This is a genomic window from Synechococcus sp. CS-205, assembly GCF_025128255.1.
In the GTDB taxonomy this organism is placed as follows: domain Bacteria; phylum Cyanobacteriota; class Cyanobacteriia; order PCC-6307; family Cyanobiaceae; genus Regnicoccus_A.
Window position 1 is genome coordinate 85829 of record NZ_JAHLZB010000014.1, and the last position, 26679, is coordinate 112507.

Sequence of the window (26679 nt, forward strand, 5' to 3'; positions counted from 1 at the left end):
GCCCTTCAGCGGCGTTTCTCGATTCGGCGATACTCCTCCCAGAAGCGCGCCATCTGCTCGCGGGTGCCCAGGCTCACCCGCAGAGACCCATCGATCAGGGGCTTGCCGGCCATGGAGCGCACCAGAATGCCCGCCTGGCGCAGTTCAGCCTCCACGGCCGCCACCGACCGGGAGGGCCAGACCAGCAGGTAATTGCCACCAGCCGCGTGGTGGCACACACCGGCGGCCTGAAGTTGCTCCAGCAGCCAGTCGCGGGCCAGCAGCACCTCGGCCACATAGCCATCCACATAGGCCTGATCCGCCAGGGCGGCGCGGGCGGCCGTCACCGCAAAGCTGTTGATGTCGTAGGGGCCGGTGACGCGGCTGATGCGGTCCACGAGAGCCGGCGCGCCGATCGCGAAACCGATGCGCAGACCCGCCAGGCCGGCGGTCTTGGCGAGGGAGCGCAGCACCAGCAGGTTCGGGTGGGCCGCGAACGGGTCGACGGCAGCCTCTGGTCCGGCCACCCCTGAGCTCAGCAACGGAGGTATCACGCTGTCGCCGGTGAAGGCCTCATACAACTCATCCACCACCACCAGGGTGCGGGGCGCGGCGGCCGCCAGCTCCAGGATCCGCTCCGGAGGCAGGCGGGTGCCGGTGGGGTTGTTGGGGTTGCAGAGCAGCAGGAGGCGCGGAGGGTGCCAGTCACCGCTGGGTTCTCCGGCCCCACCAGGACCGAGCAGCGCCGCGCGGATCTCCTCGAGGGGAAAGCTGTAGTCGGGCAACGGGTAGGGGATCGCCTCGATCGCCATGCCCTGCATGCGGGCGCAGGGGCTGTAGTAGCCGAAGGTGGGGCTGGTGGTGAGCAATCGGTCGCCCGGGGCGCCATAGGCGTGGAACACCGCATGCAGGGCGGCATCGACACCGTTGAACAGGCCGATGTGGGCCGGACTCAGGCCCATCCCACCCAGAGAGACCACCACCGCTTCGCGCAGCCCGTCGTACTCGGGATAAATGGCGTAGTGGTCGGCGGGGATGGCACGGATCGCGTCCACCACCAGCGGGCTGGGGCCCACGGTGTTCTCGTTGAAATCCAGCCGCAGCAGACCCCGGCGTCCCTCCAGGGGGGCGCTGTAGGCCACCAGGCCTTCCACTTCGGGGCGGGCCAGGGGAGCCGCCGCCCACTCCGGCAGCCGGGCTTCGCTCACATCCGCTCCAGCGTCGGGATGCCCAGCAGGCCCAGACCCAGGCGCAGCGTGTCGGCGCTGAGGCGGCAAAGGGCCAGGCGCGAGCCCCGGGCCGGTTCATCAGCCTTGAGCACCGGCACCTGGTCGTAGAAGCGGTTGAACACCTGGGAGAGCTCGAAGAGGTAGGAACAGAGCCGATTGGGCAGCAATTCCTCCTCCACCTCGGCAATCACCGTATCCAGCGCCAGCAGCTGACGCGCCAGGGCCCATTCCTGAGGTTCGCTGAACACAAGGGGATCAGGGAAAACCCCAGCCTCATCCCCTTCACCGGCACCCACGCCCCCCCTGCGGGCGATGCCGGCGATCCGCACCAGGGCATAGAGCAGATAGGGGGCCGTGTTGCCGCTCAGGGCGAGCATGCGATCGAAGCTGAACTGGTAGTTGGTGTTCCGATTGGTGCTCAGGTCGGCGTACTTCACCGCCGCCAGACCCACGGTGGTGGCCACATGGGTGATGAACGCCTCCTCCTCCTGGCGCTCCTCCTCCGCCAGGCGGCGGCGCAGATCCGCCTCGGCGCGCTCCACCGCTTCTTCCAGCAAATCTTTGAGGCGCACCGTGTCGCCGGAGCGGGTCTTGAGCTTCTTGCCGTCGTCCCCCTGCACCAGACCGAAAGGCACGTGCTCCAGCCTCCCGCCCTCGGGCACCCAGCCGGCACGGCGCGCCACCTGGAACACGGCGGCGAAGTGGCTGGCCTGACCCGCATCAGTCACGTAGATCAGCCGGCGGGCGCCATCCCCCTCGGGCGGCGCCGCAAAGCGATAACGCAGGGCCGCCAGATCAGTGGTGGCGTAGTTGAAGCCGCCGTCGCTCTTGCGCACGATCAGCGGCAGCGGCTTGCCGTCCTTGCCGCTCACCCCCTCAAGGAACACGCACTGGGCCCCGGCATCGCTGACCAGCAGCCCACAGGCCTCCAGATCAGCCACCACCGACTCCAGATAGGGGTTGTAGAACGACTCGCCCCGCTCGCTCAGGCGGATGTCGAGGCGGTCGTAGATCTGCTGGAATTCACGCCGCGACTGCTCACACAGCAGTTGCCAGGCCCTGCGAGTCACCGGATCGCCGCTCTGCAGCTTCACCACCTCCTCGCGAGAGGTGGCCTGGAAGGCTTCATCGGCATCGAAGCGTGCCTTGGCCTGGCGGTAGAAGGCCACCAGATCGCCCAGATCCACCGCATCGGCGGTGGTGAGCGCCTCAGGAGCCACCTGCTTGAGGTGGGTGATCAGCATGCCGAACTGAGTGCCCCAGTCGCCCACATGGTTGAGGCGCAGCACCGGATGGCCGCGGAACTCCAGCACCCGAGCCAGGGCGTCGCCAATGATGGTGGAGCGCAGGTGCCCCACGTGCATCTCCTTGGCGATGTTGGGGCTGGAGAAATCGATGACCGCCGGGGTCAGGGTCGTCACCGGCGGCACCCCCAGGCGTGCATCTCCCAGACGGGAGCGCAGCTCCTCCGCCAGCCGCCCGGGCCGCAGGGTGAGGTTGATGAAGCCTGGGCCCGCGATCTGAGCGGGTTCGCAGAGCGCCGTGAAGGCCGGATCGGCGGCCAGCTGCTCCGCGATCGCACCGGCAATGGCCCGGGGGGGCTGCTTCAGGCGACGGGCCAGGGAGAGAGCACCATTGGCCTGGAAATCTCCGAACTCCGGCTGGCTGGCCGGCGCCAGCTGGGGATCAAGCGGGGCACCGGCCTCAAGCGCAGCGGCCACGTGCTGTGGAAAGGCCCGCTCCAGGGCCGCGCGCAGCTGGGCGTCGAGGGCGTGGGCGATGCGAAGCATGGGTGGCGGGTGCGGCCGGCGTGCCGCGGGGAGGGGACAGGTTCAGCTCCGATCATCCCCCGTGGGGGTCGGCGCTCAGCCGCTGGGTCCTCTCTGGGGACTCAGCCCCAGCTCCCGCTCCATGCCCGCGAGCACCACGTCGGCCACCAGCTGGATGCGGTAACGGCAGGCCTGGGTGACGCTGCAATCGAAGCTGCCGTGCTCCCAGTACTTGTTGCTGGCGGCACCGCCACCGCAGAGGCCGAAGTAGGCGCAGTCGTGGCGGCAGAGATCCACGCCGGAGGCGATCCCACGCCACACCTTCTGGAACTTGTCGGTGTCCATCGACGCTTCCAGGCTGCCCTGCAGCACGTTGCCGAAGATGAAATCGCCGTAGTCGGCAGTAGCCACCGCCAGCAATTCCGGATCGAAGCTGGAGAAGTTGCCGCGTGCATCCACGTTCACGATCGCGAAGGGGGTGTTCATGTCGGTGCTCTCCATCCGGCCCTCGCCACAGGCCAGGCTGGTGATGCCATCGAACTCGCGCAGGTGCAGCCGTCCGGGCTCAGCGCGGGTCCGCTGCCAGAAACGGTCCAGAAACGCGGTGTAGCGGCGCTCGCCATCGGGACGCTCGAGCGTGGAGCGAAGATTCACCCCCTCGGTTTCCTCCATGTTGAAGGCCACGTCGGCGATGCCGGCACCGGTGAAGAAGTCGTAGAGGGCGTCGGCCTGATCAAGGGCGTCGGCGGTGAGCACGCAGATCACCTGGAAGGGGATGCCGCGGCGCTGCAGGGCGGAAATGCCGCGCATCACGGCCCCATGGGTGGGCAGGCCCGTGCGGGTGCGGCGGTGGGCGTCGTGCAGGAAGGCCGGTCCATCCATGCTCACGCCCACGTGGATGCCGTTGCGCTCGAAGCAGTCGCACCAGGCGTCGTCGATCACCACCGCATTGGTCTGCAGCGACTGCACGATCGTGGACGGAGGCAGTTCGTGACGCTCCAGGGCCAGACGGATTCGCTTGGAGGCCTCGTCGTAGAAGGCGATCGGCATGGTGAGTGGCTCGCCCGCATGCCAGAGGAGGGTAAAGCCGCCCTCCAGGAACGGACTCTCCAGCACCCGCTCCAGGGCCGCGTCCAGGATCTCCAGTGGCAGCCGGGCGCGGTCGTCGCGGCTGGGCAGATAGCAGTAGTCGCAGTCGAGGTTGCAGAAGGGGGTGGGCTGCACCACCAGCAGCCGCAGCGGGCCGGCCTTGGCCGTGGCGGGCGCGCAGGTCACCAGTAGTTGCGCCAGCCGCCGTTGCGGAAACCACCATTGCGGAATCCACCGTTGCGGAAGCCACCGTTGAAGAAGCCGCCGTTGCGGAATCCACCGTTGTAGAAGCCACCGTTGCGGAATCCACCATTCCCCCAACCGACCCTTGGCCCGTTGAGAAACACCCGCGCCAGCCTGCCGTCAGCACTGGCCCCATTCCCCGCGACTTCCGCGTCGTCGTGTTCCCGAATGGCGGCAGCGATGCGGCGCAGGCGCCCCTCGATGGCATCGGACTGGCGGGGCTGATCACCGGCTGAGGTTGCTGAGCCCGAAGCCGCAAGGGCTCGGGCCACCCCAGGATCAAGGGGCAAGGAGGCAGCCAACAAAAGGATGCCGAAAAGCCTGGAGCGGGTAAAGAAGGCCATCGGAGCAGGGGTGGAAGCGGGGTATGGAGAGACAACGACGCGCCGGAGTGGGCTGCCTCAAGGCATCAGGGAGCCGTGGGCCTGGTGGGGGGCGCACCCGCCTGGGCTGGCAGCGGGCGCAGGGCCTCCACCCCGAGCAGCACCGCCTCGAAATAGTTGCGGATCTGCTCAGGGGAGCGGTTGAGGGCACTGCCGGGTCCCACCCAGCGATCGATGGCGGTCACCGCCTCGGACTGGCCGTCGAGGTATCCCTGCAGCAAGCGTGCGATCGCCAGGTTCACCAGGTTGCGGAAGGCGGAGTCGTTCTCTGGCACCAGGCAGGCCACGGCATAGCGCTCGTAGGGCTCAGAGGGGGTCTGAACCAGAGCTGCGCCCTTCCCGCCGGCGCCCAGGCCGGCCAGGAGGGTGCTGTCACCGATCACCCCATCCACCGAGCCAGCGCGAAGGGCCTCCACAGCCTGGGAGAGATCCCTGAAACCCACGGGCCGGGCGGCCGGCTGGATGCCCCGCAGTTCCGTTTCCGCCAGGGAGTTGGCGACCACACCGATGCGCTGACCCGCCAGCGCCTGGGGCGATCCATCCAGACGGCCAGCGGGCGCCAGCAGCCGCAGACCGGAGAGACCGAACGGCAGTGAATAGTCGAGCGTGATGTCCCGCTCCCAGGTGAAGGGCACGCCACAGGCCAGATCTGCCTGGCCACCGACGAGACGCTGGCCCAGTTCGGCCGGGTCAGCCACCGCATCGAAGCGGAGCCGCACCGGCCGGCCCACGGCCATGGCCAGCTCGGCTGCAATCCTCTTGGCCACCTCCATCCCATAGCCCACCGGCTGCCCCTGGTCGTCGAGGGAAAGCATCGGTGCCTGATCTGGATCTCCCACCAGCACCAATTCACCACTGCGGGCAACCCGATCAATGACACCTTCCGCACGAGCGCCGGCAGCTGGCAGCAGCCCCGCCAGCAGGGCCACCCCTCCTGGCAGCAGCCAGCGAGCGAAGCGGGAACGAAACAGGCTCAGCACGGGAGCTCGCCAGGCAGACCAGCTCCAATCTGGCCACGTCGGGTGGATTTGACCAGTGCCCTGGTTGCCGGAGGCACCCGACAGAAGCCCACGTCACCAGGAGAGGCCCTGAGCGAGACCAGTGCAGCACAGGGATCAGAGCAGGCGACAGGCTGCGATGGAGCGCTCAGGCGTTCAAGCGTATAGAATGGTTTCAAATGCGAGGGTGAAGAATTCGTGACGCAACAACTCCAACAAAGAGACCAACATCCTCCCGATCAATCCACAACAGAGTCAACATTGCAGGCCAATACATCTAAAGAAATAACGCCACAGGCCTCGCCTGACGCAGCTCCGACCAAGATCGGCGAGAGCAAATTTGTCCTTGTTTACCACAGATCTCCCTACGAAGAAAAGATCGACGCCGACGGCAATCGCAAGTGGGTGGACCAGAAAAGCCCGAATGGGGTCATTCCAACCCTGCGCAATCTCTTTCAGGAGGAACGATCCGGCACATGGATCTCCTGGCGTGAAGATGCCAGCGCTTTCCACACCCCCGACGAACGGCTGAGCCTCACTTCCCCCAGTCCCTTCACCCTGCGGCGGCTTCCCCTCACGCCGGAGCAGATCTCAAGCTTCTACCACGTCACCTCCAAGGAATCGTTCTGGCCGATCCTGCACAGCTTCCCTGGACTGTTCAGCGTCGACAATTCCGACTGGGCCACCTTCGAGGAGGTGAACCGTTCCTTTGCCCGTGCCGCCTGTGAAGAAGCAGCCCATGGCGCCACCATCTGGATCCACGATTACAACCTCTGGCTCACCCCCGCCCTGATTCGCAAGCATCGAAAAGACGTCCGGATCGCTTTCTTTCATCACACGCCCTTCCCCTCGAGCGATGTGTTCAGCATCCTTCCATGGCGGGATGAAATCCTCGACAGCCTGCTCAGCTGTGACCTGGTGGGTTTCCACATCCCCCGCTACGCCAACAACTTCGCCCGCAGCGCCATCAATCTGCGCGGGGTCAAAGGCGGCGATCCAGTGCCCGTGGCCAAGAAGTTCCGCCTCCATGGCAGCGCACTCTCTGAACCCACCGAGGTGCCCTGGCTCGATCACCCGGACCGCCGGGTTCACATCCAGGCCTCCCCGGTCGGCACCTCCCCTGAGCTGATCCGTGAACTGGTTCATACTCCGGCGGTGCAGGCCATGGCCAGCCAGATCGCGGAGCAGCACGAGGGGCGCAAGTTGATTCTCTCGGCTTCCAGGGTCGATTACACCAAGGGCAATGAGGAAATGCTGCTGGCCTACGAGCGTCTGCTCGAGCAGCAGCCCCGTTGGCAGGGTGGCGTGGAACTGTTTCTCGGTTGCGTGGCTGCCGCCAGCGGCATGCGCATCTACGAAGACATCCAGCGTTCGGTGGAAGAGATCGTGGGGCGCATCAATGGTCGCTTCGGACGCATCGACTGGACGCCGGTTCGCCTCTCCACCCGCCGCACCTCCTACGAGGAGCTGATGGGCTGGTTCAGCCAGGCCGATGTCTGCTGGATCACCCCGCTTCGGGACGGCCTCAACCTGGTGGCCAAGGAATACGTGGCAGCCCGCCAGGGCCTGGGCGGCGTGCTGGTGCTCTCCGAATTCACCGGTGCCTCCGTCGAACTCGAAGACGCAGTTCTCACCAACCCCTATTCCCACCGCAGCATGGATGAGGCCATCAGCGCCGCGCTGGACATGCCCCAGGAGGAGCAGGTGCGCCGGATGGCCTCGATGACTCTGTCCGTGGATGAATTCACGGTCCAGCACTGGGCGGAGCAGCAACTGGGCACCCTCCGGGCTCTTTGAGCCCTCACCAGGGGCTCCGGCCCTTGGCAGACCATCCCGACCAGGCCTAGACCCGAAACGAAGCCCAGCCGTGGCCACCGATGTCGATCGAGACGGAGCACTGGTGGAGAGGCTGCGTGATCTATCAGCTGATGCCGCGCACGTTCGCGGATGCCAACGGCGATGGAGTCGGTGATCTGGAGGGAATCACCAGCCGCCTCCCCTACCTGCAATGGCTGGGGGTGGATGCGATCTGGCTGACGCCCATCTACCCCTCTCCCCTGAGGGACGGTGGCTACGACATCACCGATTTCACGGCCATCCATCCCGATCTGGGCAGCATGGACGACCTGGCACGGCTGCTGGAGGAGGCCCACGGCCACGGCATCAGGGTTCTGCTCGACCTGGTGCTCAACCACACCAGCGTGCTCCATCCCTGGTTCCAGCGGGCCCGCTGGTCACCCACCGGGAGCAGCGAGCGTGACTTCTACGTGTGGCGCGACGACGACAGCGGCTACCCCGAGGCCCAGGTGCTGTTCCGCCACTTCGAGAGCTCCAACTGGCAGTGGGATTCGGTGGCCGGCCAGTACTACCTGCACCGCTTCCTGCATCACCAGCCCGACCTCAACTACGACAATCCCGCGGTTCAGCAAGCAATGCTGGAGGTGGTCGATTTCTGGGTGGACCGTGGCGTCGACGGCTTTCGCCTGGATGCGGTGCCGTTCCTGCATGAGCGGGAGGGCACCCGCTGTGAGGGATTGCCCGAAACCCATGCCTTCCTGAAGCGGCTGCGCGCCCGGGTGGATGCCTCCGGACGCGACCTGCTGCTGATCGCCGAGGCCATTCAGCCGGTGAAGGAGTCGGCGCCCTATCTGGCAGACGACGAACTGCACGCCGCCTTTGATTTCGCCCTCACCGCACACCTGTTCGCCGCCGTGGCCCAGGGACGCTGCGACAAGCTTCAGGAGTGCCTGCAGCACGCCCAGGAGATGGTGCCCGGCAGCCGCTGGGCCCTGCCACTGCGCAACCACGACGAACTCTGGCTCGGCGACGGCCACCTGGTGGAAGACGCGGTGGTTCAGGCGGTGATAACCGGTTTCCCCGAGGCCAGGGAGCACTGGTTGAACTGGGGCGTCAACCGCCGCCTGGCCCCCCTGCTCAACGGCGACCCCCGGCCGAACACCCTGTTGCACGGATTGCTGTACAGCCTGCCCGGCATTCCCTGCCTCTACTACGGCGACGAACTGGGGATGGGCGACTGGCCAGGCCTGCGGGACCGGGATGCCAACCGCACGCCGATGGCCTGGACCCGCGAACGCAACGGCGGCTTCTCCACTGCCCCCGACCCCCTGCTGGTGCTGCCGCCGATCACCTCCCCCGGCTACGACTACCGGGTCGTGAATGTGGAGGTGCAACAGCAGCTGTCGGGCTCCCTGCTGAACTGGCACCACCGCATGCTCACCTGTCGGAGGCTGCTGCCGGCTCTGCGCCAGGGCAACTTCGAGTTGCTCCAGAGCGCCCATCCCAGCGTGCTCTGCTATGCCCGCCGCAGCGAAGGCATGACCGTGGTGGTGGCGGCGAACCTGGCGGCCACGGGAGCCTCAAGCCGTCTCGACCTGGGCCAGTGGCATGGCAGCCGCATGCGCGACACCCTCTGGGGCTGCGAGTTTCCCCCCGCCAGCGACGCCTGGTTCGTTTACCTGCAGGCCTACGGATTCTTCTGGTGGCTGGTGGGCGAGGACCTCAGTGAGGACAACTCCTGATCCAGCAGGGCCTCCACCAGCGGCCGCAAACGCTCGGCTTCGGCCTGATCCACGAACGCCAGGCGGCAACGCCGGGCCAGCAGATCATCGGCCGTCCGTGCCCACTCGTGGCGCACCGCATGGCGCACCTCCGCGGCAGTGAGCGGGATCACCGGGCTGAGGGGTTCGAGGTCATGCGGGCCGGCGGCACAGGCCAGCACCGCCTCGGTTTCCAGGCCGTGACCCATCAGCAGGTGCTCCAGCAACGCCGTCTCCCCGCAGGGCAGGCGCTGGGGCAGCTCGGCCCGCAGTCGGCTGAGGCCGGCCAGGGTGGCCGCGCCACTGCCGGCCGCCCCATGGATCGCCACGGCAGCGGCCTGCTCTGAAGGAACTGGCAGGGGTACACCCAGCTGCTGAGCCACGGCCTGGAGCCCGTCGAAGGCCATCGGGCGGCAGGTGGTCCACTTGCCGCCCATCACGCTGATCAGACCGCAGGGGAGTGTCTCCACCCGGTGCTCACGCACCACCGTGGCCGTCCCGCCACTGGCGGAATCCTCCTCCCCCGTGGGCAAGAGCAGGGGGCGACCACCGGCCCAGCGGCTGCTCACCACCGGTTCCCCATGGCCCGGGAACCAGCGGCGCACATGGTCAAGCAGGTAATGCTCCTCGGCCTCGCTGGGGCGCTCGGCCTCGGCGGAGCCACAGGGGGTGTCCGTGGTGCCCACCAGGGTGCGGCCATAAAACGGCAGCACGAACAGCACCCGGCCGTCGTCGGTGGAGGGGATCAGCAACCCCGTCCCCCCGGGGCAGAGGTCGGCGGCCAGCACCAGGTGCACCCCGCGGCTCACCTGCAGGGAGGGCGGCAGGTCGGGCTGGGCCAACTGACGGATCCGATCGGCCCCGATCCCCGTGGCATTGAGCACCACCCGGGCCTCCAGCCGGCGCCGCTGGCCTGTGGCCTGGTCGTGAAGCACGGCGCCGCTGAGCCGATCACCCTGGCGCAGCAGCTCCACCACTTCCGTCCGCGTGAAGACCTCGGCCCCCAGGTGGGCGGCGGTCCGCACCATCAGCAGGTTCAGTCGCGCGTCATCGAACTGGCCATCGCCATAGGCCACACCGACGTGGCCGGCGGACAGCTCCGGCAACAGCTCCTGAACCGCCTCGCGGCCCAGCCAGCGGCTGGAGCCGATGCCGGCCCGCCCCGCCAACCGGTCGTAGACCGCCAGGCCGAGGCCGTAGTAGGCCTGCTGAAGCAGACCATCACTGGGGAGCAACAACTCCAGCCGCCGCGCCAGGAACGGCACGGCCTCCAGCCAGTGGCCCCGCTCAGCGAGGGCTTCGCGCACCAGCTGGAGCTGACGCCAGTCGAGCCGGCGGAAGGCCAGCTCCAGGTAGCGAACCCCTCCATGCAGGAGCTTGGTGCTGCGGCTGCTGGTGCCGATGGCGATGTCGCCGGCCTCCACCAGGGCCACGCTCAGGCCCCGCCGGGCCGCTTCCATGGCAATGCTGGCGCCGGTGGCTCCGGCGCCGATCACGAGCAGATCCACGCTCATTAGGTCGACTCAGCTGCGCCCACACTGGCGGTCTGAGCATGCCAGTGCAGGCTGCGCTCCACCGCCGAGCGCCATCGGGCCCGCCAACGCTGCCGCGACGGCCCGTCGATTCGAGGCGAGAAACGCTGGGGCGCCGGCTCGTCAACCAGCCCCGACCAGCTGGAGAGATCGGGCAGCACACCTGCCTGGACACCCGCCAGCAGAGCCACCCCGCGGCTGGTGCTCTCCAGATCGGCACGGCGCAGCACCGGCAACCCCGTGGCATCGGCCTGAGCCTGCAGCAGGAGGTCAGCGGCCGCAGCGCCTCCATCGGCCGCCAGCTCCAGCAGGGGCTGGCCGCGGGCCTCCTCCGCCAGCTCCACAAGGGTGGCCACCGCCAGGGCGATCCCCTCCAGGGCCGCGCGGGCGATCTGGGCCGGCCCGCTGTCGCGCGTGAGACCGATCAGCAGGCCCCGGGCCGTGGGGTCCCAGTGGGGCGTACCCCAGCCTGTGAAGGCGGGAACCAGCATCACGCCCCCACTGCTGTCGCAGCGCGCCGCCAGCTCGTTCACCTGGTCGGAGCGCTCGATCAGCCCGAGGCCATCGCGCAGCCACTGGATCGCGGTGCCGGCGTTGAACAGACTCCCCTCCAGGCAGTAAGTGGGCCGGCCGGCGGCATCGCTCCAGCCCACCGTGCTCAGCAGGCCCGCGCTGGAGCGGTGAATCGTGGCCCCGGTGTTGATCACCAGGAAGGCTCCGGTGCCGTAGGTGCACTTGCCTTCACCGGCAGCCAGGCAGCCCTGGCCGAGGGTGGCCGCCTGCTGGTCCCCCAGCATGGCGGTGATCGGAACGCCCGCAAAAGGCAAGCCGTCCGCGATGGTGCCGAAGGCGCCGCAACTGGGCAGCAGCTCCGGCAACGCCGAGGGCGGCACGCCCAGGGCAGCGCTCAGGTCAGGGTCCCAGCACAGCTTCTCCAGGTCCATCAGCAGCGTGCGGCTGGCATTGCTGCACTCGGTGGCATGGCGCGCCCCCGCACTGAGCTTCTGCAGCAACCAGCTGTCGACCGTGCCGAAGCAGAGCTGACCATCGGCCGCCGCCGCGGCCACGGCGGGCACCTCCCGCAGCAGCCAGGCGATCTTGCTGGCGCTGAAGTAGGGATCCACCAGCAATCCGGTGCGGGCCCGCAACAAAGGCTCCAGCCCGGCCCGCTTCCACTCCTCGCAGAGAGCGGCGGTGCGACCGTCCTGCCACACGATCGCCGGTGCCAGCGGCTCACCGCTTCCGCGCCGCCAGAGCACGGTGGTTTCACGCTGGTTGGTGATGCCGCAGGCCGCCACCGCCCGGCGCTGCTCGGGGCTCAGGGCCTGCTCGAGCTGAAGGAGGGCCTGCAGCTGGCTGTGCCAGATGGCCTCGGCCGACTGCTCCACCCAGCCATTGGCCGGGTAGTGACTCTCCAGCGGCACGGACCGGCTCAGCAACCGGTGGCCTGCGAGGTCATGGATGGCGGCGCGGGAGCTGGTGGTGCCCTGATCGATGCTCAACAACAGGGGAGAGAGCATGGAACAACCGCTTTTGCATGTGCTAGCGCTGGATGAGGCACGCCAAGCGCAAGCGATGGGATTTGCAACGGCAGCAGCCTCAGCCCCGGCCTGGGTGGCCGATGCGGTGGTGTATCAGATCTTTCCCGATCGCTTCCGCCGCAGTGGGCAGGTGGCGGCCCAGGACAGGCTTGCGCTGATGCCCTGGGGCAGCGATCCGGCCCTGCAGGGGTTCCAGGGGGGCGATCTCTACGGGGTGATCGAGGCCCTCGACCACCTCCAGGACCTGGGGATCACCTGCCTGTCGCTGAATCCGGTGTTCGCCTCAGCCGCCAATCACCGCTACCACGCCTATGACTACCTGCAGGTGGATCCCCTGCTGGGTGGCAACGATGCCCTGAAAGCCCTGATCGAGGCCGTCCACCAGCGCGGCATGCGGCTGATCCTCGATGGGGTGTTCAACCATTGTGGCCGGGGTTTCTGGGCTTTTCACCATCTGCTGGAAAACGGGGAGGCGTCTCCTTACCGCCACTGGTTCCACGTCGAGCAGTGGCCGCTGAACCCCTATCCGACGGCGGGGCAGAGCTGCGGCTATCGCTGTTGGTGGAATGATCCGGCCCTGCCGAAATTCCGCCACGACCATCCGCCGGTGCGCCAACACCTGCTGGAGGTCGCCCGCACCTGGATCGCCGCCGGTGCCGATGGCTGGCGGCTGGATGTCCCCGATGAAGTGCCGGCCGAGTTCTGGGAAGCGTTCCGCCAGACCGTGCGGGCTGAGAACCCGGAGGCCTGGATCGTGGGGGAGATCTGGGGCGATGCCAGACCCTGGCTGGGGGGCGATCAATTCGACGGGGTGATGAACTACCCCCTGGCCTGGAGCATCCACGGCTATTTCGGCGCCACCAGCGTGCGCGACGACCTGAAGCTGCCACCTCTGGCCGAGCCCCCTTACCAGCCCCTGGATCGGGCCGGCTTCGAGCAACGCCTTAACGAGCTGCTCGGCCGCCATGCACCAGCGGTAAACCGCTGCATGCTCAACCTGCTCGACAGCCACGACACCCCCCGGGCCCTGCATGTCCTCGGTGGCGACAGGGACGCCCTGCGTCTCTGCCTGCTGTTCCTCTTCCTGCTGCCGGGAGCCCCCTGCGTGTACTACGGCACCGAGATGGGCCTCGACGGGGGGCGGGAGCCCGGCTGCCGGGAGGCTTACCCCTGGGACAGCCCCGGGGGCGCCCTGGCGGACTGGTTGCGGGAGCTGGCCGCCCTGCGCAGGCGCCTGCCGGCGCTGCGCTCGGCCACCCTCCAGCTCCTCGAGAGCCCCCATGACGACCTGCTGCTGCTGCGGCGCGGCGAGGGTCTTGAGCGTGTCTGGGTGGCGATCAACCGCGGTGAGGCGTCGCTGCCCCTGGCCCCGCCCGTCCAAGGAACGCCGCTCTGGGCAAGCGCCCCGACCGTCGCTGAAACCACGGCCTCTCTGGCCGGGCACTCGGCGTTGATCCTCTCCGAACCCTCAGCATGAACGCCCAACCACGATCCCCGGCCCAGGCCTGGCTGAGCCCCGATGGGCTGCTGGAGGAGCTCAGCGGAGGCACCCCGTGGCTGCTCGTGCAGGACCTCGATGGGGTCTGCATGGAGCTGGTCCACGATCCGCGCCGGCGCCTGCTGGATCCCGACTACCTGAGGGCCGCGCGGCAGCTGGAGGGACGGTTTGCGGTACTCACCAACGGCGAGCATGACGGCAGCCGTGGGGTGAACCGGCTGGTGGAGCAGGCCCTGGCCGGCGTGGCGGACCCAGCCGCCGAGGGGCTGTACCTGCCGGGGCTGGGCGCCGGCGGCGTGCAGCTGCAGAGCCCCCATGGCCGGGTGACGCACCCGGGGGTGAGCCAGGCGGAGCTTCGCTTTCTGGCCGCGGTTCCGGCATGGCTGCACGCCGCGCTGGAGGAGCGACTGCCCCCCCTGCTGCCACCGCCAGCCCAGGAGCACAGGACTGAGCTGATCGCGGCGGCCGTGCTCGACAACCCCCTCTCGCCAAGCCTCAACCTCAATCCCCTGCTGGCGGCGATCGGCGGCGAGGTGGGCCGGCAGCAGGATCTGCAGGCGCTGGCCCTGGAGCTGATGGAGTCCCTGCTTGAGCAGGCAGCGTCAGCCGGGCTGGGAGAGTCGTTCTTTGTGCATCTGGCCCCCAACCTGGGCCGCGTGGACGGCCGGGAACGTCTGAAGCCTGCGGATCCGGACGGCAGCGGCACCACGGATTTCCAGCTGATGCTGCGCGGCGCCCTCAAGGAGGTGGGCCTGCTGGTGCTGCTCAATCAATTCATCCAGCGCCGCACGGGCACGGCACCCCTGGGCGGGGAGTTCCATGTGCGCAACGCCCCCCACGACCATGCCGGCCTGCTGGAGCTGTGCCGAAGCCACATCGATCCAACCCAGATGCCGCGGCTGGTGGGGGTGGGCGACACGATCACCTCACAGCCGGCGGGGATGGGCGGAGGCTGGCTGCGGGGCGGAAGCGACCGGGGCTTCCTCACACTGCTGCAGGAGCTGGGGGAGAGCTTCGGCACCGCCAACCGGGTGGTTCTGGTGGACAGCAGCGGCGGCGAAGTGGATCGCCCTTCTCTGGCCGATGGCCGCCTGGCCGGTCTCAGTGATCCCGAGGATCCCCTGAGGATCGACACGACCATGGCTGGGGGGCCGAGGCAGTACATCCGCTGGTTCCGCACCCTGGCGGCGCGCCAGCCGCCCGAGGGCCCTCAGGCCGGCAGGGCCTCGTAGCGCATGCTCAGATCCAGCCAGGTACTGCGGGTGATCGGGGCACTGGTGGAAATCAGATCGATCCCCGTGGCGGCGTAGGCGCGCAGGCGATCGGGATCCACGCCGGAAGCCTCCAGAACCACCCGGGTGCCCCGTTCCTCCGCTTGCCGGCGCAGCTGCGGCACCAGCGTCAGCAGGGCCTCGGGCGTGAAGCCATCAAGCAGCACCCCATCGGCCCCGGCGCCAATCGCCCGAACCGCCTCGTCTGCCCGTTCCGCCTCCACGATCACCCGGGCCGGCCAGGGGCCAGCCGCACGCACCGCGGCCACGGCGTCGGCCACCCCGCCAGCCCAGGCCAGGTGGTTTTCCTTGAGCATCGCAGCATCATCGAGGCCGCAGCGGTGATTGATGCCGCCGCCACAGCGCACGGCATATTTCTCCAGCAGCCGCAGCCCCGGGGTGGTCTTGCGGGTGTCAGCCAGCCCCACCCCAGTTCCGCTCAGCTCCGCCACCAGCGCCGCGGTGGCGGTGGCGATGCCCGAGAGGCGCATGGCCAGGTTGAGGGCCGTACGCTCACCGGCCACCAGGGCCGTTGCCGGACCCGACAGCTCCAGCAGCCGCTGACCGGGCTCCACCGCCTCCCCGTCGGCCACCAACAGGCTCACCTGCACCGAGGCATCGAGCAAGCGGAACAGCGGTTCCACCAGCAGGCCGCCGCAGAAGATCCCCGCACGCCGGGTCGTCCAGCCCGCCGATCCGGTGCGGCCCACAAGCGCGGCGGCGCTGAGGTCCCCGCGACCGATGTCTTCAGCCAGCCAGGAGCGCAGCAGTGGCTCCAGACGAGGCTGGCTGAGCAGGGAGGCGGCCGCGAGGACACGCTCAGGAATGGCCAACAACAACGTCGACGGGTGGGTCCATCATCCTGCCGGGCGAGGAGGCCTCACTTGCCGATGCAGAAACGGGAGAAGACCCGATCGAGCACCGCTTCGCTCACCTCTTCACCGGTGATTTCACCCAGGCTGCGCACCGCCTGGCGCAGGTCGATCGTCCAGAAATCCCAGGGCAACCCTGTGGCGGCCGCCTCCAGGGAGCCACCCAGGCTGGTGGCGGCAGCCGCCGCCAGATCCCGCTGACGGGCGTTGAGGGCCACCTGAAGCCCTGGGCCCAGGCTGAGGCCGCAGCGGGAGAGCAGCGCCGCCGCCAGGTCCTCGAGGCCACTGCCGGTGAGGGCGCTGATCCCCACATCCACTGGGGCCGGGGGAGGGCCTGCGGCGCAATCGGTCTTGTTGCCCACCACAAGGGCGGGCACCCCGGCAGGCAGCTGGGCGGAGAGATCGGCGTCGGCCGCGGTCCAGCCCTCACTCAGGTCCACCAGCAGCAGCACCGCGTCGGCGGATGCCAGGGCCTGGCGGCTGCGCGCGATGCCCTGGCGCTCCACCGGATCGTCGGTGGCACGGATGCCGGCGGTGTCGAGCAGGGTGAGCGGCACCCCCTGCAGCACCAACTCGCTCTCCACCAGATCGCGGGTGGTGCCCGGCAACTCGGTCACGATGGCTCGCTCCCGACGGCTGAGTGCATTGAGCAGACTGGATTTCCCCACGTTGGGGCGGCCGACGATCGCCACCCTCAGGCCCTCGCGCAACAGCTGGCCCTCGCTGGCCTCGGCCACCAGCTGTCTGAGATCCCCACGCACCGCCTCCAGTTGCGCCACCAGGGCCTCTGGGTCGAGAGGAGGCAGGTCCTCCTCGAAATCGACCCGGGCCTCCAGCTCCGCCAGCTGATCGAGCAGGCGTTCGCGCAGAGCGCTGATCCGTCGCTGCACGCCGCCATCGAGACCCGCCACCGCCAGCTGGGCCGCCCGTCGGCTGCGGGCCGTGATCAGATCACTGATCGCCTCAGCACGGGTGAGATCGAGACGGCCATTGAGGAATGCTCGCTGGCTGAATTCCCCAGGCCGCGCCAGACGTGCGCCACAGCGGAGCACCAGCTCCAGCACCCGCGCCACAGCGACAAGACCGCCGTGGCAGTGGAACTCCACCACGTCCTCCCGGGTGAAGCTGCGGGGAGCCTTCATCAGCAGCAGAAGGGCCTCATCCAACCGCTCGCCACTGGAGAGATCCCGCACATGGCCGTAAAGCACGCGGTGGCTCGCCCAGGGCTGATCCCCGGGGGCCACGAACAGGCTCCGGCCGATCGCCTCCGCCTGGGGGCCGGACATTCTTACGATCGCCACACTTCCCTCTCCGGGCGCCAGCGCCGTCGCGATCGCAGCAATGGTGTCGTCCGAGTCCAAGCAGCCCAACGGCCAGGGTCCCCGCCAGTCTCGGTGGCGGCGTTGGTGTTCAGCGGCCCTGACCAGGGTCCGCCACTGGATCCGCTGGCTTTGGGAGCAGGAGGGCAGCCCCGCTCAGCGGGCGCGGGGACTGGCCGCCGGGGTGTTCTGCGGCTGCTTCCCCTTCTTCGGGTTGCAGACCCTTCTGGGGGTGGCGCTGGCCAGCCTGGTGAGGGGCAATCACCTGCTGGCAGCCGCCGGCACCTGGATCAGCAACCCCTTCACGTATGTGCCGCTGTTCTGGTTCAACTACCAGCTGGGCACCTGGCTGCTGGGTCCGGGCCATGGATGGCCCAGCATGGCCATCCTGAAACAGCATGGATTCTGGGAGCTGGGCTGGTCATTCACGAGCCGGCTGATTCTCGGCTCCACGATCGTCGGGGCCAGCTCCGCTTCGGTGGTGGGGCTCACCTACTGGCGCTGGATGCTGCGTCAGCCGCCCCCGAAGCCAGGGCAGAGCATCAGGTCGATGTGACCGCCACTGGGTTGACGCCACTCGCGAAATTCCTCGGCAAGAGCTTTGTGCTCCCGACGTTTCTGGACCGCGTCAAGCGCCTGAAGACGTTGGTGCACAAGATCCAGGGTGTCGTCAATCAGTTGGGCGGCCTGTTCGGAGGTCATGGCTGCACATTCCAGCGAGGAAATCGATAGACGAATTCAGACAGAATCCAAGCGAGGAAGCTGTAGCGCCGAGCACCCGGATCCGGCACTGTGGCTGGATCCGCACCGGTCCAACCAGTCATGCAGGGGCTGCCAGTTGTCGTGCTCATCGATATCCGCCCAGATCCGCTCGATGCATGAACGCACCGGCGGCTCGGGCAGAGTCCAGCGCCGCAACGTGGGGGCGATCGTGGCCTGCCGTTCGCTCGTGAGGGCCTGGCTGCTCTCCCACCAGGCATCCCGCCAGGCCTGCCAGGCCTGGCGCGGCGGATCAGCGCATCCAGCCACGAAGGGGCTGAGCTGCTCGGGATCCTGGGGCACCCCGGCTCGATCGCGGCCAGGGCCACGGCATCGAAGCCCAGCCTGCGCATCAGGCGGGCGTGGTAGTGGGTGTCGTAGGCAGATGCAAAGCGCTCCAGCCTGGATTCGAGCTCAGCCCTGGGCAGCAGCATCGCCAGCGGTTCCTGCAGGAGACGCAGGTTGTGGTGGCAGATCAGAGGCTGCTGGCCATAGGCATAGAGACCGCTGTGGTCGAAGTAGGCCGCAGTGAACCCCGGATCCCAGCCCTCGAGGAAGGCGAAGGGGCCGTAGTCGAAGCTCTCCCCGGCCAGCGACATGTTGTCGGTGTTGAGCACCCCATGGGTGAAGCCGGCGACCATCCACTCCGCGGCCAGCTGGGCCACCCGCTCCACCAGCTCCCCGTAGAAAGCCAGCAGGGCAGGTTCGCTGTTCCCGCCAGGGCCTACTGGATGGGCCTCGGAGATGTGGGGGTAGTAGACCCGCACCACGTGACGGAGCAAGCGCTCCAGCGCCTGGGGCTCACGCCGGTGCAGCAGCCGTTCACAGGTGCCGAAGCGCAGGTGGGTGCGGGCCAGGCGCACCATCACCGAGCTGCGGGTCGGGGAGGGTTCGTCGCCCCGCCAGAGGTCCTCGCCGGTCTCCACCAGGCTGAGGGTGCGGCTGGTGGAGAAACCCAGACGATGCAGGGCTTCGGAGGCGATCAGCTCACGCACCCCGCCCTTGAGGGTGAGGCGGCCATCCCCACCCCGGCTCCAGGGGGTAGTACCGGAGCCCTTGGTGCCCAGGTCCTGCAGATCACCCCTGCAGTCGCGCAGCTGGCCGTAGAGGAAGCCACGGCCGTCCCCGAGGAAGGGGTTGTAGCTGCCGAACTGATAGCCGTGGTAGCGCAGGGCCAGCAGGGGAGTGCGCGCCTCGAAACGGCCATAGGCGGCCTCCAGATCCCCATCACAGATGGCGCCAGGATCGAGGCCGAGCTGAACCAGCAGGTCGTCGTTGCGGAAGCGCAGCCGGGTGAGCGGGAAGCGGGCCGCCTCCACCACGTCCCAGTAGTCGGGGCCAAGGCCCTCGAGCGACGGCTAGAACGGCAAGGCGAGCAGCGGATTCGAACGCTGGTGCGACACCCCTGAAGCCCTTGGCTGGGCGCAGCCTAGAAACGGGGCGTGACACCAGGTCCGACGTCGTGATTCCACCCTCCGGATCAACCGCTCACAGGCCGATCGAGATCGTCCTCACCGGGCTCTGGCTGCTGATCGGCGCAGGACTGGTCCTGCGGCTCTGGCAGGCCCCCACGGCCGCGGGGAACTACGACCTGGATGTGGACACGTACCTCCACCTGGGCCGCCGGCTGCTGCACGGTCGACTGATGTACGAGGAGGGCTTCAACGCCAAGTGGCCGATCATCCAGGTGCTCTATGCCCCCTCGGCATGGCTGGGATCGATCCGGGCCCACCGGGTGCTGACGCTGCTGCTCAACATCGGCAGCGGCCTGCTGCTGGCCGATGCGATCCGCCAGCTGGCCAGCCGTGGCCTGGTGCCGCTGCGGGATGGCTCGCTGGTGCCGCTCGGCAGCGCCGCTCTGTTCGTGATCATGAGCCAGAAGATGCTCGGCGGACTCTCCGGCCATCTGCACCAGTTCGCCAATGCCTTCCTGGTGCTGGCCGTGGCTCTGCTGGCACGCCAGGTGCCGAAGCCGCGCCGGGTCGGACTGGCGGCCTCGGGGTTCACCCTGTTCCTGGCGGTGGCCGTACGCCCCAACCTGCTGCTTCCCCTGCTGCTGGTGGCGCTGGCGCTGCTGTCCTGGCCGGGGTCCTGGAGCTGGCGGCGGCGCTGGGAGGGCCTTGGCTGGGTCACCGCTGGCGCTGGGCTGGGGGCGCTGCTGATGGGGCTCCCCTACCTGTTTCTCAGCGACGGCCTGGCCAAACTCTGGGCCGGAGCGGTGGTTCTGCCGCTGGAGTGGAGCGCCCAGCGCCCTGGAGACAGCCAGAGCCTGGGTGAGCTGCTGGCGCGGGTGGCGGGGGCGTCAGTGGCGGGGGTGGAGCTCTGGATGCTGCTGGTCATCCCACTGCTGGGTGTGCTGCGCCTGACCCGGCTGGCCAGTCGAGGTCGGGCCGGAGCCCGTGGCAGAAGCCTGATCGTGCCGCTGCTGAGTCTGGTTTTTCTGGGGGGGTTGATCCTCTCCTTCAGCACCACCCACTACTGGAGGCACTATGTGCTGATGGCGATCGTGCCGGTGGTGTTGATCGTGGCCGCCGGCATGGCCGCCCTGGAGCAGTCGTCCAGCCGCGGACTGCGGCGAACGGGTGCCGCCTTCGCCCTCGTGCTTTCGCTGATCCTGGTGAACAATTTGCTGGTGGTGGAGACCCTGGACCTCGGGGCAGGCAGCAGGGGCCCGGATGCGGTGGAACAGGATCGCCAGCGGTTGATCGAGCAGCTGCGAAACCTGCCGGGGGAGGCGGGCACCTTCACCTCCCCCCAGGATTTCTCCCTGCATTGGGAACTGGATGAACCGTCCTCCACCGTGGGGGTGCACCCCAGCTGGAGCCTGGATCCCTACGGCATGCGGCGCTCCTGGGCCACCGATCAGATCGGTCTGGCGATCAGCGAGGAGCAGGCCTGCGCCCAGCTCACCGACCCGCGCCACCGGCACCTGATCTGGAGCCGCACCGGGCGGGGCGGTCGGCACAGCGAAGCCTTCCTGCTGGAGTGCCTGAGCCGCGACGAGCTCAGCTGGCGGGAGATCACCCAGGACCTGGATCTCTCCTCCGGGGCGATCAGGGTCTTCCGTCGAGAACCGTGAGCCGGATGGACCCGGTGCGCCAAGGCCATCCATCCAGACTTCGATGGCGGTTCTGCGATGGTCGCCACCTGCTCGGCCGCGCTGGGCAGGGGCAGGGCCTAACCGATGCCGGTGCGACAGAGGTCGAGCACATCGGCCATGGAGCGGATCTGATCCATAGTGGTGACCAGCTGGCTGGCGCTGGCGAGCTCCACCTTGAGGTCGATGCGGGCTGGTTTGCCGAAGGCCGTGCGCACCCGGGCATCGCTGACATTGATGCGGCTGTCGGAGAGGCGCGTGAGGATGTCTTTGAGTACACCGACACGATCGAGCACCTCAATGCGGATCTGCACCGGGTAGCGACGGCTCTGGAGATCCGCTTCGGGGTTCCAGCGCACCGGCAAGCGACGCTCCACCGGCACGGCCGCCACATTGACGCAGTCCTGGCGGTGAATGGTGATGCCGTGGTTGCCCAGGGCCACGCTGCCAACGATTGACTCGCCGGGGAGAGGACAACAACAGCCCCCCAGTCGATACTCCAGGCCCTCGAGACCCAGGATCGGACTGCCACCCCCCTCGGGAGAGGCGGGCAAGGGCTGCACCGCCTGATCCGAGACCGTGCGGGCCAGGTCCTCGTTGCTGAGCACCGGGGCCGCCGCCTCGGAGGTGAGCCGCACCTCCTCGCGCAGACGGTTGACCGCCTGCTGCAGGGTGACGCCACCGAAGCCGAGGGCCGCGAGAAGATCCTCGGTGCCCACCAGATTGCAGCGACGGGCCACCTTGACCATCGCCTCGCCGTTCAGCAGGGCATCGAAGCCGTCGCGACCCAGTTCCCGCTCGAGCATGGCGGTGCCCCGCTGGATGTTCTCCTCGCGGTGGCTGCGCTTGTACCACTGCCGGATGCGGTTGCGGGCGGTGGGGGTGGCCACGAAATTGAGCCAGTCGAGGCTCGGATGGGCCGACTTGGCGGTGATGATCTGCACGAAATCACCATTGCGCAGCGGCGTGGCCAAGGGGCAGAGACGGTCGTTGATGCGTACGCCCTGACAGTGATTGCCCACTTCCGAGTGAATGCGGAAAGCGAAATCCACAGCCGTGGATCCTTTGCGCAGCCCCACCACATCCCCCTGGGGCGTGAACACGAAGACCTCTTCGTCAAAGAGGTCTTCCTTGATCGAGGCAAGGTAATCGCTGCTGTCCTCACCGCCGTCGTCCTGCTGCCAGTCGACCAGCTGACGCAGCCAGTTGAATCGCTCTGCAGCGCCGGCGGAGGCGGGTGAGCCTCCCTCCTTGTATTTCCAGTGGGCCGCAATGCCGTATTCGGCCACCTGATGCATCTCGGTGGTGCGGATCTGCACCTCGATCGGCCGATGACGGCCGATCACGGCCGTGTGCAACGACTGGTAGCCATTGGGCTTGGGCAGGCCGATGTAATCCTTGAAGCGACCGGGGATGGGGCGGAAGGTGTCGTGAACCACCGCAAGAGCGCGATAACAGCTCTCGAGGTTGGGCATCAGGATGCGCAGGGCCGCCACATCGAAGATTTCGTGGAAGGCCTTCTGCTGCAGCTGCATCTTGCTCCAGATGCCATAGAGGTGCTTGGGCCGTCCGCTCACTTCGCAGTCGTGCAGCCCTGCCGCCTCGAGCCGTTGCATCAGCAGGCCCACCGTGGTGGCGAGGCGCTCCTCACGGTCGCTGCGCTTGCTGGCCACCTGCTGCTTGATCTCCCCGTAGGCCTCGGGCTCGAGAATCTTGAAGGCGAGGTCCTCGAGCTCCCACTTGAAGCGGCCGATGCCGAGCCGGTTGGCGAGGGGAGCGTAGATCTCACGGGTTTCGCGGGCGATGCGCTGCTGCTTCTCGGGCTTGAGGGCGCCGAGGGTGCGCATGTTGTGCAGCCGATCAGCCAGCTTCACCAGCACCACGCGGATGTCGCTGGCCATGGCCAGAAACATCCGCCGCAGGTTTTCCGCCTGGGCTTCGGTGTGGTTGGTGAAGTGAATCCCGCCAAGTTTGGTGACCCCCTCCACCAGAGCGCGCACCTCGGCTCCGAAATGAACCTCAAGCTCCTCGGGGGTGACGTCGGTGTCCTCGGCCACATCGTGGAGGAATCCGGCCGCGATCACCCCCGCGCTGGCGCCGATGTCGCGCAGGAGATCGGCAACGGCAATCGGGTGAATGATGTAGGGCTCACCGGTGGCACGCACCTGGCCGTCGTGGAGCTGAAAGGCGAAGTCAAAGGCCGCCGCCAGCAGGGATTCCGCATCGGTCGGGCAGACATCGCCCTGGCCGGGGGGGACGTTGAGAATGCACTGCCGCAGCCAGTCGGGAAGCTTCACCCCGTAGTCGTCAGGGGTACTGATCGGCCGTCGCCCCAGGGGAAGGGAGGCCGGGGTGTCACCGCTCAGGGTCCGGGGATCGGCGATCGCTCCAGCGGGACGGGCACCGTGCAGGCCGATTCGCTCGCCGCCCAGGCTCTCGCCCGCAACGTTGTCTCTGATTCCAACGGCGGTATCGAGCATCACCAGACGCTTCTGCATCCATCGTATGCAGATCACGCAACAAAGCCACGTGCGTGAGGACCTGCCCACCCATGCTGTGTCCGCTTGTCACGAACCGCCGCGTCCCATGGTCGACATGCGTGCCGCCGAGCCGGTTCTGGAGATCAACGACCTGAGCGTGCGTTACCCCGCCAGCCCTGGCGCCCCCACGCTCGATGGCCTGAACCTTCGGCTCGGCTCGGGCGACACCCTCGCCCTGGTGGGACCGTCGGGCTGCGGCAAGAGCACCGTGGCGAGGGCTGTCCTGCAGTTGTTGCCCCCCGGCAGCCACTGCTCTGGCAGCCTGCGGCTGGCGGGGCAGGATCCCCGTGGGCTGAAACGCTCGGCCCTGCGCCAGCTGCGGGGCGAAGCCGTGGGGCTGGTGTTTCAGGACCCGATGACACGGCTGAACCCACTCCTGCGCATCGGCGAGCATCTCGACGACACCCTCTCGGCCCACCGCCCCGACTGGGATCGGGCCCGGGTGCGGCAACGGGCCCAGCAACTGCTGGAGCGGGTGGGCATCAGCCCGGATCGCTATGGCAGCTATCCCCATGAATTCAGCGGCGGCATGCGCCAGCGGCTGGCGATTGCCCTGGCCATGGCCCTGGAGCCGGCGCTGGTGATCGCGGATGAGCCCACCACCAGCCTGGATGTGGCCGTGGCGGGCCAGGTGATGGCGGAGCTCACCGGCCTCTGCCGGGAGAGCGGCAGCGCTCTGTTGCTGATCAGCCACGACCTGGCCATGGCAGGCCGCTGGTGCCAGCGCATCGCCGTTCTCGACCATGGACGGGTGGTGGAGGAGGCCCCGGCCACCACGCTGCTGCAAGCCCCCCAGGCACCGCTCAGCCGACGGCTGGTGGCGGCGGCCCGTGCTCGTGAAGGCAGCCACACCCCCCCTGCGATCGTGGCCCCTCCCCTGCTGGAGCTGGAGGAGCTTCGCTGCTGGCATCCCCTGCCCTCACCCCCCTGGCGGCAGCGCTGGCTGAAGGCCGTCGATGGGGTGAGCCTTCGCCTCAGCCCCGGCGAAACCCTCGGAGTGGTGGGGGCTTCGGGCTGCGGCAAGAGCACCCTCTGCAGGGCCCTGATGGGTCTCACCCCGGTGCGAGGCGGCCGCGTCAGCCTGGAGGGACGCGATCTGCTCAGGATGGGCGGGGCTGAGCTGGCCAGGGCTCGCCGTCGCCTGCAGATGGTGTTCCAGGATCCGCTGGCTTGCCTCAATCCGACCATGACGGTGGGGGAAGCAGTGGCGGATCCGCTGCTGATCCATGGGCTGGCCGGCCGCTCCGGGGCCCGCGCCAGGGCGAGGGAATGGCTGACCACGGTGGGGCTGGAGCCGCCGGAGCTGTTCGAGAACCGCCTGCCCCGCCAGCTCTCCGGGGGCCAGCAGCAGCGGGTGGCGATCGCCCGCGCCCTGGTGCTGGAGCCGAAGGTGCTGCTCTGCGACGAGAGCGTGAGCATGCTCGATGCCGAAGTGCAGGCCGAGGTGCTGGCCCTGCTGCGGGAGCTGCAGGGGCGCCTGGGCCTGGGCCTGATCTTCGTGACCCACGACCTGGCGGTGGCCAGCGGCTTCTGCCAGCGGCTGATCGTGCTCGACGGGGGCCGCATCGTTGAGGAGGGGCCAGCCGGGCCGATGCTCGAGCAACCGCGGGCGGCGATCACGCGCCAGCTGGTGGAGGCCTGCCCGCGCCTACCTGCGGTGGCCTGACGGTGGGGGTGAGTCCCAACCAGCGGCTCGTCAGGCTCCGCCGGCTGCTGATGCTGTTCCTGCTGGTGAACGCCATCGGCCTGGGGGTCGGGGTGGCGATCTGGGTCTATGCCCTCGAGATCGAGGCGGTGAACGGCCTGCGGCTGCAGCTGGCCTCCCACCTGCCACGCCTGCTGGTGCTGCCACTGATGGGGGCACTCGGGGGCGGCCTGGCCGGTGCGCTGATCAGCGGCGTCGAACCCGGCGCCAAGGGCTCGGGGATCATTCAGGTCATGGTCTGGCTGCGGGGCCTGCCCGTGCCGATGGGATGGAAGGTAGCCCTGGTGAAGCTGCTGGCCAGCGGCGTCGCCATCGGCGGTGGCCTGCCGGTGGGGCCTGAAGGACCCTCCATCCAGATCGGCGCCTCCATGGCCAAGGAATCCGCAGGAGTGGTGGGCGCCAAGGGGAGCACCCGTCGCTCGGCCGTGGCCATCGGCAGCGGCGCCGGCCTCGCCGCCATCTTCCACTCCCCCCTGGGCGGCCTGGTCTACACCCTCGAGGAACTACTCAAGAAGGCGGACATCCGGGTCAACGCGATCGCCGCCTTCGCCACCTTCGCCACGGTGGCCTGGACGCGCCTGCTCTCGTCCGCGCCGACGTCGCCGGCCTGGATGCGCAATCTGGCCCCGATCGTGGTCGACCCCAGCCGCATCGACACCTTCCGCCTGGTGGACATCCCCTTCCTCCTGCTGCTCGGGGTGCTGGCCGGACTTCTGGCCATGCAGTACCAGCGCTGGGTGCTGCGCCTGCTGCTCCTCTTCCGGCGCTGGCGGTTACCCCCCTGGCAGCTGCTGCCCCTGGTGGGGCTGGTGATCGGCGCGGGGGCGGCGGCTCTGCCCTCCTCCTTCGACAGCCCGGACAAGCTGGGCTTCGACGCCCTGCTGGGCCTGACGACGCCGGTGCTGGCCCTGCTGGCCCTGGTGGTCCAGGCCATCGGCACGGCTGTGGCGGTGGCGGCGGAGGCCCCGGGGGGCATCCTCGCTCCGGCCCTGGTGGTGGGGGCCTCCCTGGGGACGCTGCTGAGGGAATTCAGCCTGGTGGTGGTCCACTACGCTCCCGCCTCACTCCTGTTCGCCGGTGGGGCCGCCTTTCTGGGGGCGCTCACCCGCACACCTCTGACGGCGATCCTGCTCAGCTTCGAGCTGAGCAAGGATTACGCCCTGCTGCTGCCGATCGGCTTCGCCGTGCTCACCGCCATCGCCGTGGCTGATCTGTTCGAGCGCGACACCCTCTTCGATCTGATGCGCGAGGAGGCGGAGGAGGAGCTGCGCCGGGCCGGCTGACGGGGAGGTTCGCCG

20 protein-coding genes and 1 pseudogene are annotated in these 26679 nt (G+C 68.4%); 8 read left to right on the forward strand and 13 right to left on the reverse strand.

The window, feature by feature from the left end; genetic code table 11:
- Positions 1–5 precede the first annotated feature (5 nt).
- From KQ297_RS03360 to grrP, 5 genes are all read right to left on the reverse strand, one after another.
- The gene (locus KQ297_RS03360) at positions 6–1187 is read right to left on the reverse strand and encodes a histidinol-phosphate transaminase (protein WP_259738164.1); all 1182 of its coding nucleotides are present in this window, start codon (positions 1185–1187) and stop codon (positions 6–8) included.
- On the reverse strand, positions 1184–2998 hold the full coding sequence (gene argS / locus KQ297_RS03365; protein WP_259738165.1) for an arginine--tRNA ligase: 1815 nt from the start codon (positions 2996–2998) through the stop codon (positions 1184–1186). The genes KQ297_RS03360 and argS overlap by 4 nt, the downstream gene beginning before the upstream one ends.
- A gap of 75 nt (positions 2999–3073) precedes the next feature.
- The gene (gene grrM / locus KQ297_RS03370) at positions 3074–4252 is read right to left on the reverse strand and encodes a cyclophane-forming radical SAM/SPASM peptide maturase GrrM/OscB (protein ID WP_259738166.1); all 1179 of its coding nucleotides are present in this window, start codon (positions 4250–4252) and stop codon (positions 3074–3076) included.
- Positions 4249–4653: a GrrA/OscA1 family cyclophane-containing rSAM-modified RiPP gene (gene grrA, locus KQ297_RS03375; RefSeq protein ID WP_259738167.1), complete on the reverse strand. Its 405-nt coding sequence runs from the start codon at positions 4651–4653 to the stop codon at positions 4249–4251. Before grrA ends, grrM begins: the two co-directional genes overlap by 4 nt.
- A 65-nt stretch (positions 4654–4718) precedes the next feature.
- The gene (gene grrP / locus KQ297_RS03380) at positions 4719–5672 is read right to left on the reverse strand and encodes an extracellular substrate binding-like orphan protein GrrP (RefSeq protein ID WP_259738168.1); all 954 of its coding nucleotides are present in this window, start codon (positions 5670–5672) and stop codon (positions 4719–4721) included.
- Positions 5673–6014: 342 nt separating this feature from the next.
- On the opposite strand from grrP, the gene ggpS reads away from it, so the two are divergent.
- Together ggpS and KQ297_RS03390 are read left to right on the forward strand one after the other, a co-directional pair.
- Entirely contained in the window at positions 6015–7487 is a 1473-nt protein-coding gene (gene ggpS / locus KQ297_RS03385) for a glucosylglycerol-phosphate synthase (RefSeq protein WP_259738210.1), read from the forward strand.
- Between the two features lie 80 nt (positions 7488–7567).
- Positions 7568–9229 carry an alpha-amylase family protein gene (locus KQ297_RS03390; protein ID WP_259738169.1) on the forward strand — a complete coding sequence of 554 codons (1662 nt, stop codon included), beginning with the start codon at positions 7568–7570 and terminating at the stop codon, positions 9227–9229.
- Here KQ297_RS03390 and KQ297_RS03395 read toward each other — a convergent pair.
- Both KQ297_RS03395 and KQ297_RS03400 read right to left on the reverse strand, forming a co-directional pair.
- Positions 9175–10761 carry a glycerol-3-phosphate dehydrogenase/oxidase gene (locus tag KQ297_RS03395; RefSeq protein WP_259738170.1) on the reverse strand — a complete coding sequence of 529 codons (1587 nt, stop codon included), beginning with the start codon at positions 10759–10761 and terminating at the stop codon, positions 9175–9177. The two genes, KQ297_RS03390 and KQ297_RS03395, sit on opposite strands and share 55 nt — an antisense overlap.
- Complete coding sequence (locus KQ297_RS03400; RefSeq protein WP_259738171.1) at positions 10761–12299, reverse strand: glycerol kinase GlpK; 1539 nt, start codon at positions 12297–12299, stop codon at positions 10761–10763. The genes KQ297_RS03395 and KQ297_RS03400 overlap by 1 nt, the downstream gene beginning before the upstream one ends.
- Positions 12300–12354: 55 nt before the next feature.
- Between KQ297_RS03400 and KQ297_RS03405 the strand changes: the two genes are divergently transcribed.
- Both KQ297_RS03405 and stpA read left to right on the forward strand, forming a co-directional pair.
- Positions 12355–13797, forward strand: coding sequence for a glycoside hydrolase family 13 protein (locus tag KQ297_RS03405; protein ID WP_259738172.1), 1443 nt, complete (start codon positions 12355–12357; stop codon positions 13795–13797).
- Positions 13794–15050: a glucosylglycerol 3-phosphatase gene (stpA, locus tag KQ297_RS03410; RefSeq protein ID WP_259738173.1), complete on the forward strand. Its 1257-nt coding sequence runs from the start codon at positions 13794–13796 to the stop codon at positions 15048–15050. Before KQ297_RS03405 ends, stpA begins: the two co-directional genes overlap by 4 nt.
- Here the strand turns inward: stpA and nadC are convergent.
- Positions 15029–15922, reverse strand: a complete 894-nt coding sequence (gene nadC, locus KQ297_RS03415) for a carboxylating nicotinate-nucleotide diphosphorylase (protein WP_259738174.1) — start codon at positions 15920–15922, stop codon at positions 15029–15031. The genes stpA and nadC overlap by 22 nt on opposite strands.
- Before the next feature lie 47 nt (positions 15923–15969).
- Positions 15970–17322, reverse strand: coding sequence for a tRNA uridine-5-carboxymethylaminomethyl(34) synthesis GTPase MnmE (mnmE, locus tag KQ297_RS03420; protein ID WP_259738175.1), 1353 nt, complete (start codon positions 17320–17322; stop codon positions 15970–15972).
- Between mnmE and KQ297_RS03425 the strand changes: the two genes are divergently transcribed.
- The gene (locus KQ297_RS03425; RefSeq protein WP_259738176.1) at positions 17303–17836 is read left to right on the forward strand and encodes a DUF2062 domain-containing protein; all 534 of its coding nucleotides are present in this window, start codon (positions 17303–17305) and stop codon (positions 17834–17836) included. The genes mnmE and KQ297_RS03425 overlap by 20 nt on opposite strands.
- Here the strand turns inward: KQ297_RS03425 and KQ297_RS03430 are convergent.
- The 3 genes and pseudogenes from KQ297_RS03430 to KQ297_RS03435 all read right to left on the reverse strand — a co-directional run.
- Positions 17794–17982, reverse strand: a complete 189-nt coding sequence (locus tag KQ297_RS03430; protein WP_185474719.1) for a hypothetical protein — start codon at positions 17980–17982, stop codon at positions 17794–17796. The two genes, KQ297_RS03425 and KQ297_RS03430, sit on opposite strands and share 43 nt — an antisense overlap.
- A gap of 36 nt (positions 17983–18018) precedes the next feature.
- Complete coding sequence (locus KQ297_RS12745; RefSeq protein ID WP_311133977.1) at positions 18019–18342, reverse strand: protein adenylyltransferase SelO family protein; 324 nt, start codon at positions 18340–18342, stop codon at positions 18019–18021.
- A gap of 77 nt (positions 18343–18419) precedes the next feature.
- A pseudogene (locus KQ297_RS03435) lies at positions 18420–19361 on the reverse strand (protein adenylyltransferase SelO family protein); the annotation flags it as partial.
- Positions 19362–19501: 140 nt separating this feature from the next.
- Between KQ297_RS03435 and KQ297_RS03440 the strand changes: the two are divergent.
- Positions 19502–21118 (forward strand): hypothetical protein, encoded by a 1617-nt coding sequence (locus KQ297_RS03440; RefSeq protein ID WP_259738177.1) that lies wholly within the window; start codon positions 19502–19504, stop codon positions 21116–21118.
- A 98-nt stretch (positions 21119–21216) separates the two neighbouring features.
- Here the strand turns inward: KQ297_RS03440 and KQ297_RS03445 are convergent, their stop codons facing one another.
- The gene (locus KQ297_RS03445; RefSeq protein ID WP_399251121.1) at positions 21217–23616 is read right to left on the reverse strand and encodes a RelA/SpoT family protein; all 2400 of its coding nucleotides are present in this window, start codon (positions 23614–23616) and stop codon (positions 21217–21219) included.
- A gap of 106 nt (positions 23617–23722) precedes the next feature.
- On the opposite strand from KQ297_RS03445, the gene KQ297_RS03450 reads away from it, so the two are divergent.
- Positions 23723–25342: an ABC transporter ATP-binding protein gene (locus KQ297_RS03450; protein ID WP_259738179.1), complete on the forward strand. Its 1620-nt coding sequence runs from the start codon at positions 23723–23725 to the stop codon at positions 25340–25342.
- Between the two features lie 8 nt (positions 25343–25350).
- On the forward strand, positions 25351–26664 hold the full coding sequence (locus KQ297_RS03455) for a ClC family H(+)/Cl(-) exchange transporter (RefSeq protein WP_259738180.1): 1314 nt from the start codon (positions 25351–25353) through the stop codon (positions 26662–26664).
- Positions 26665–26679 lie beyond the last annotated feature (15 nt).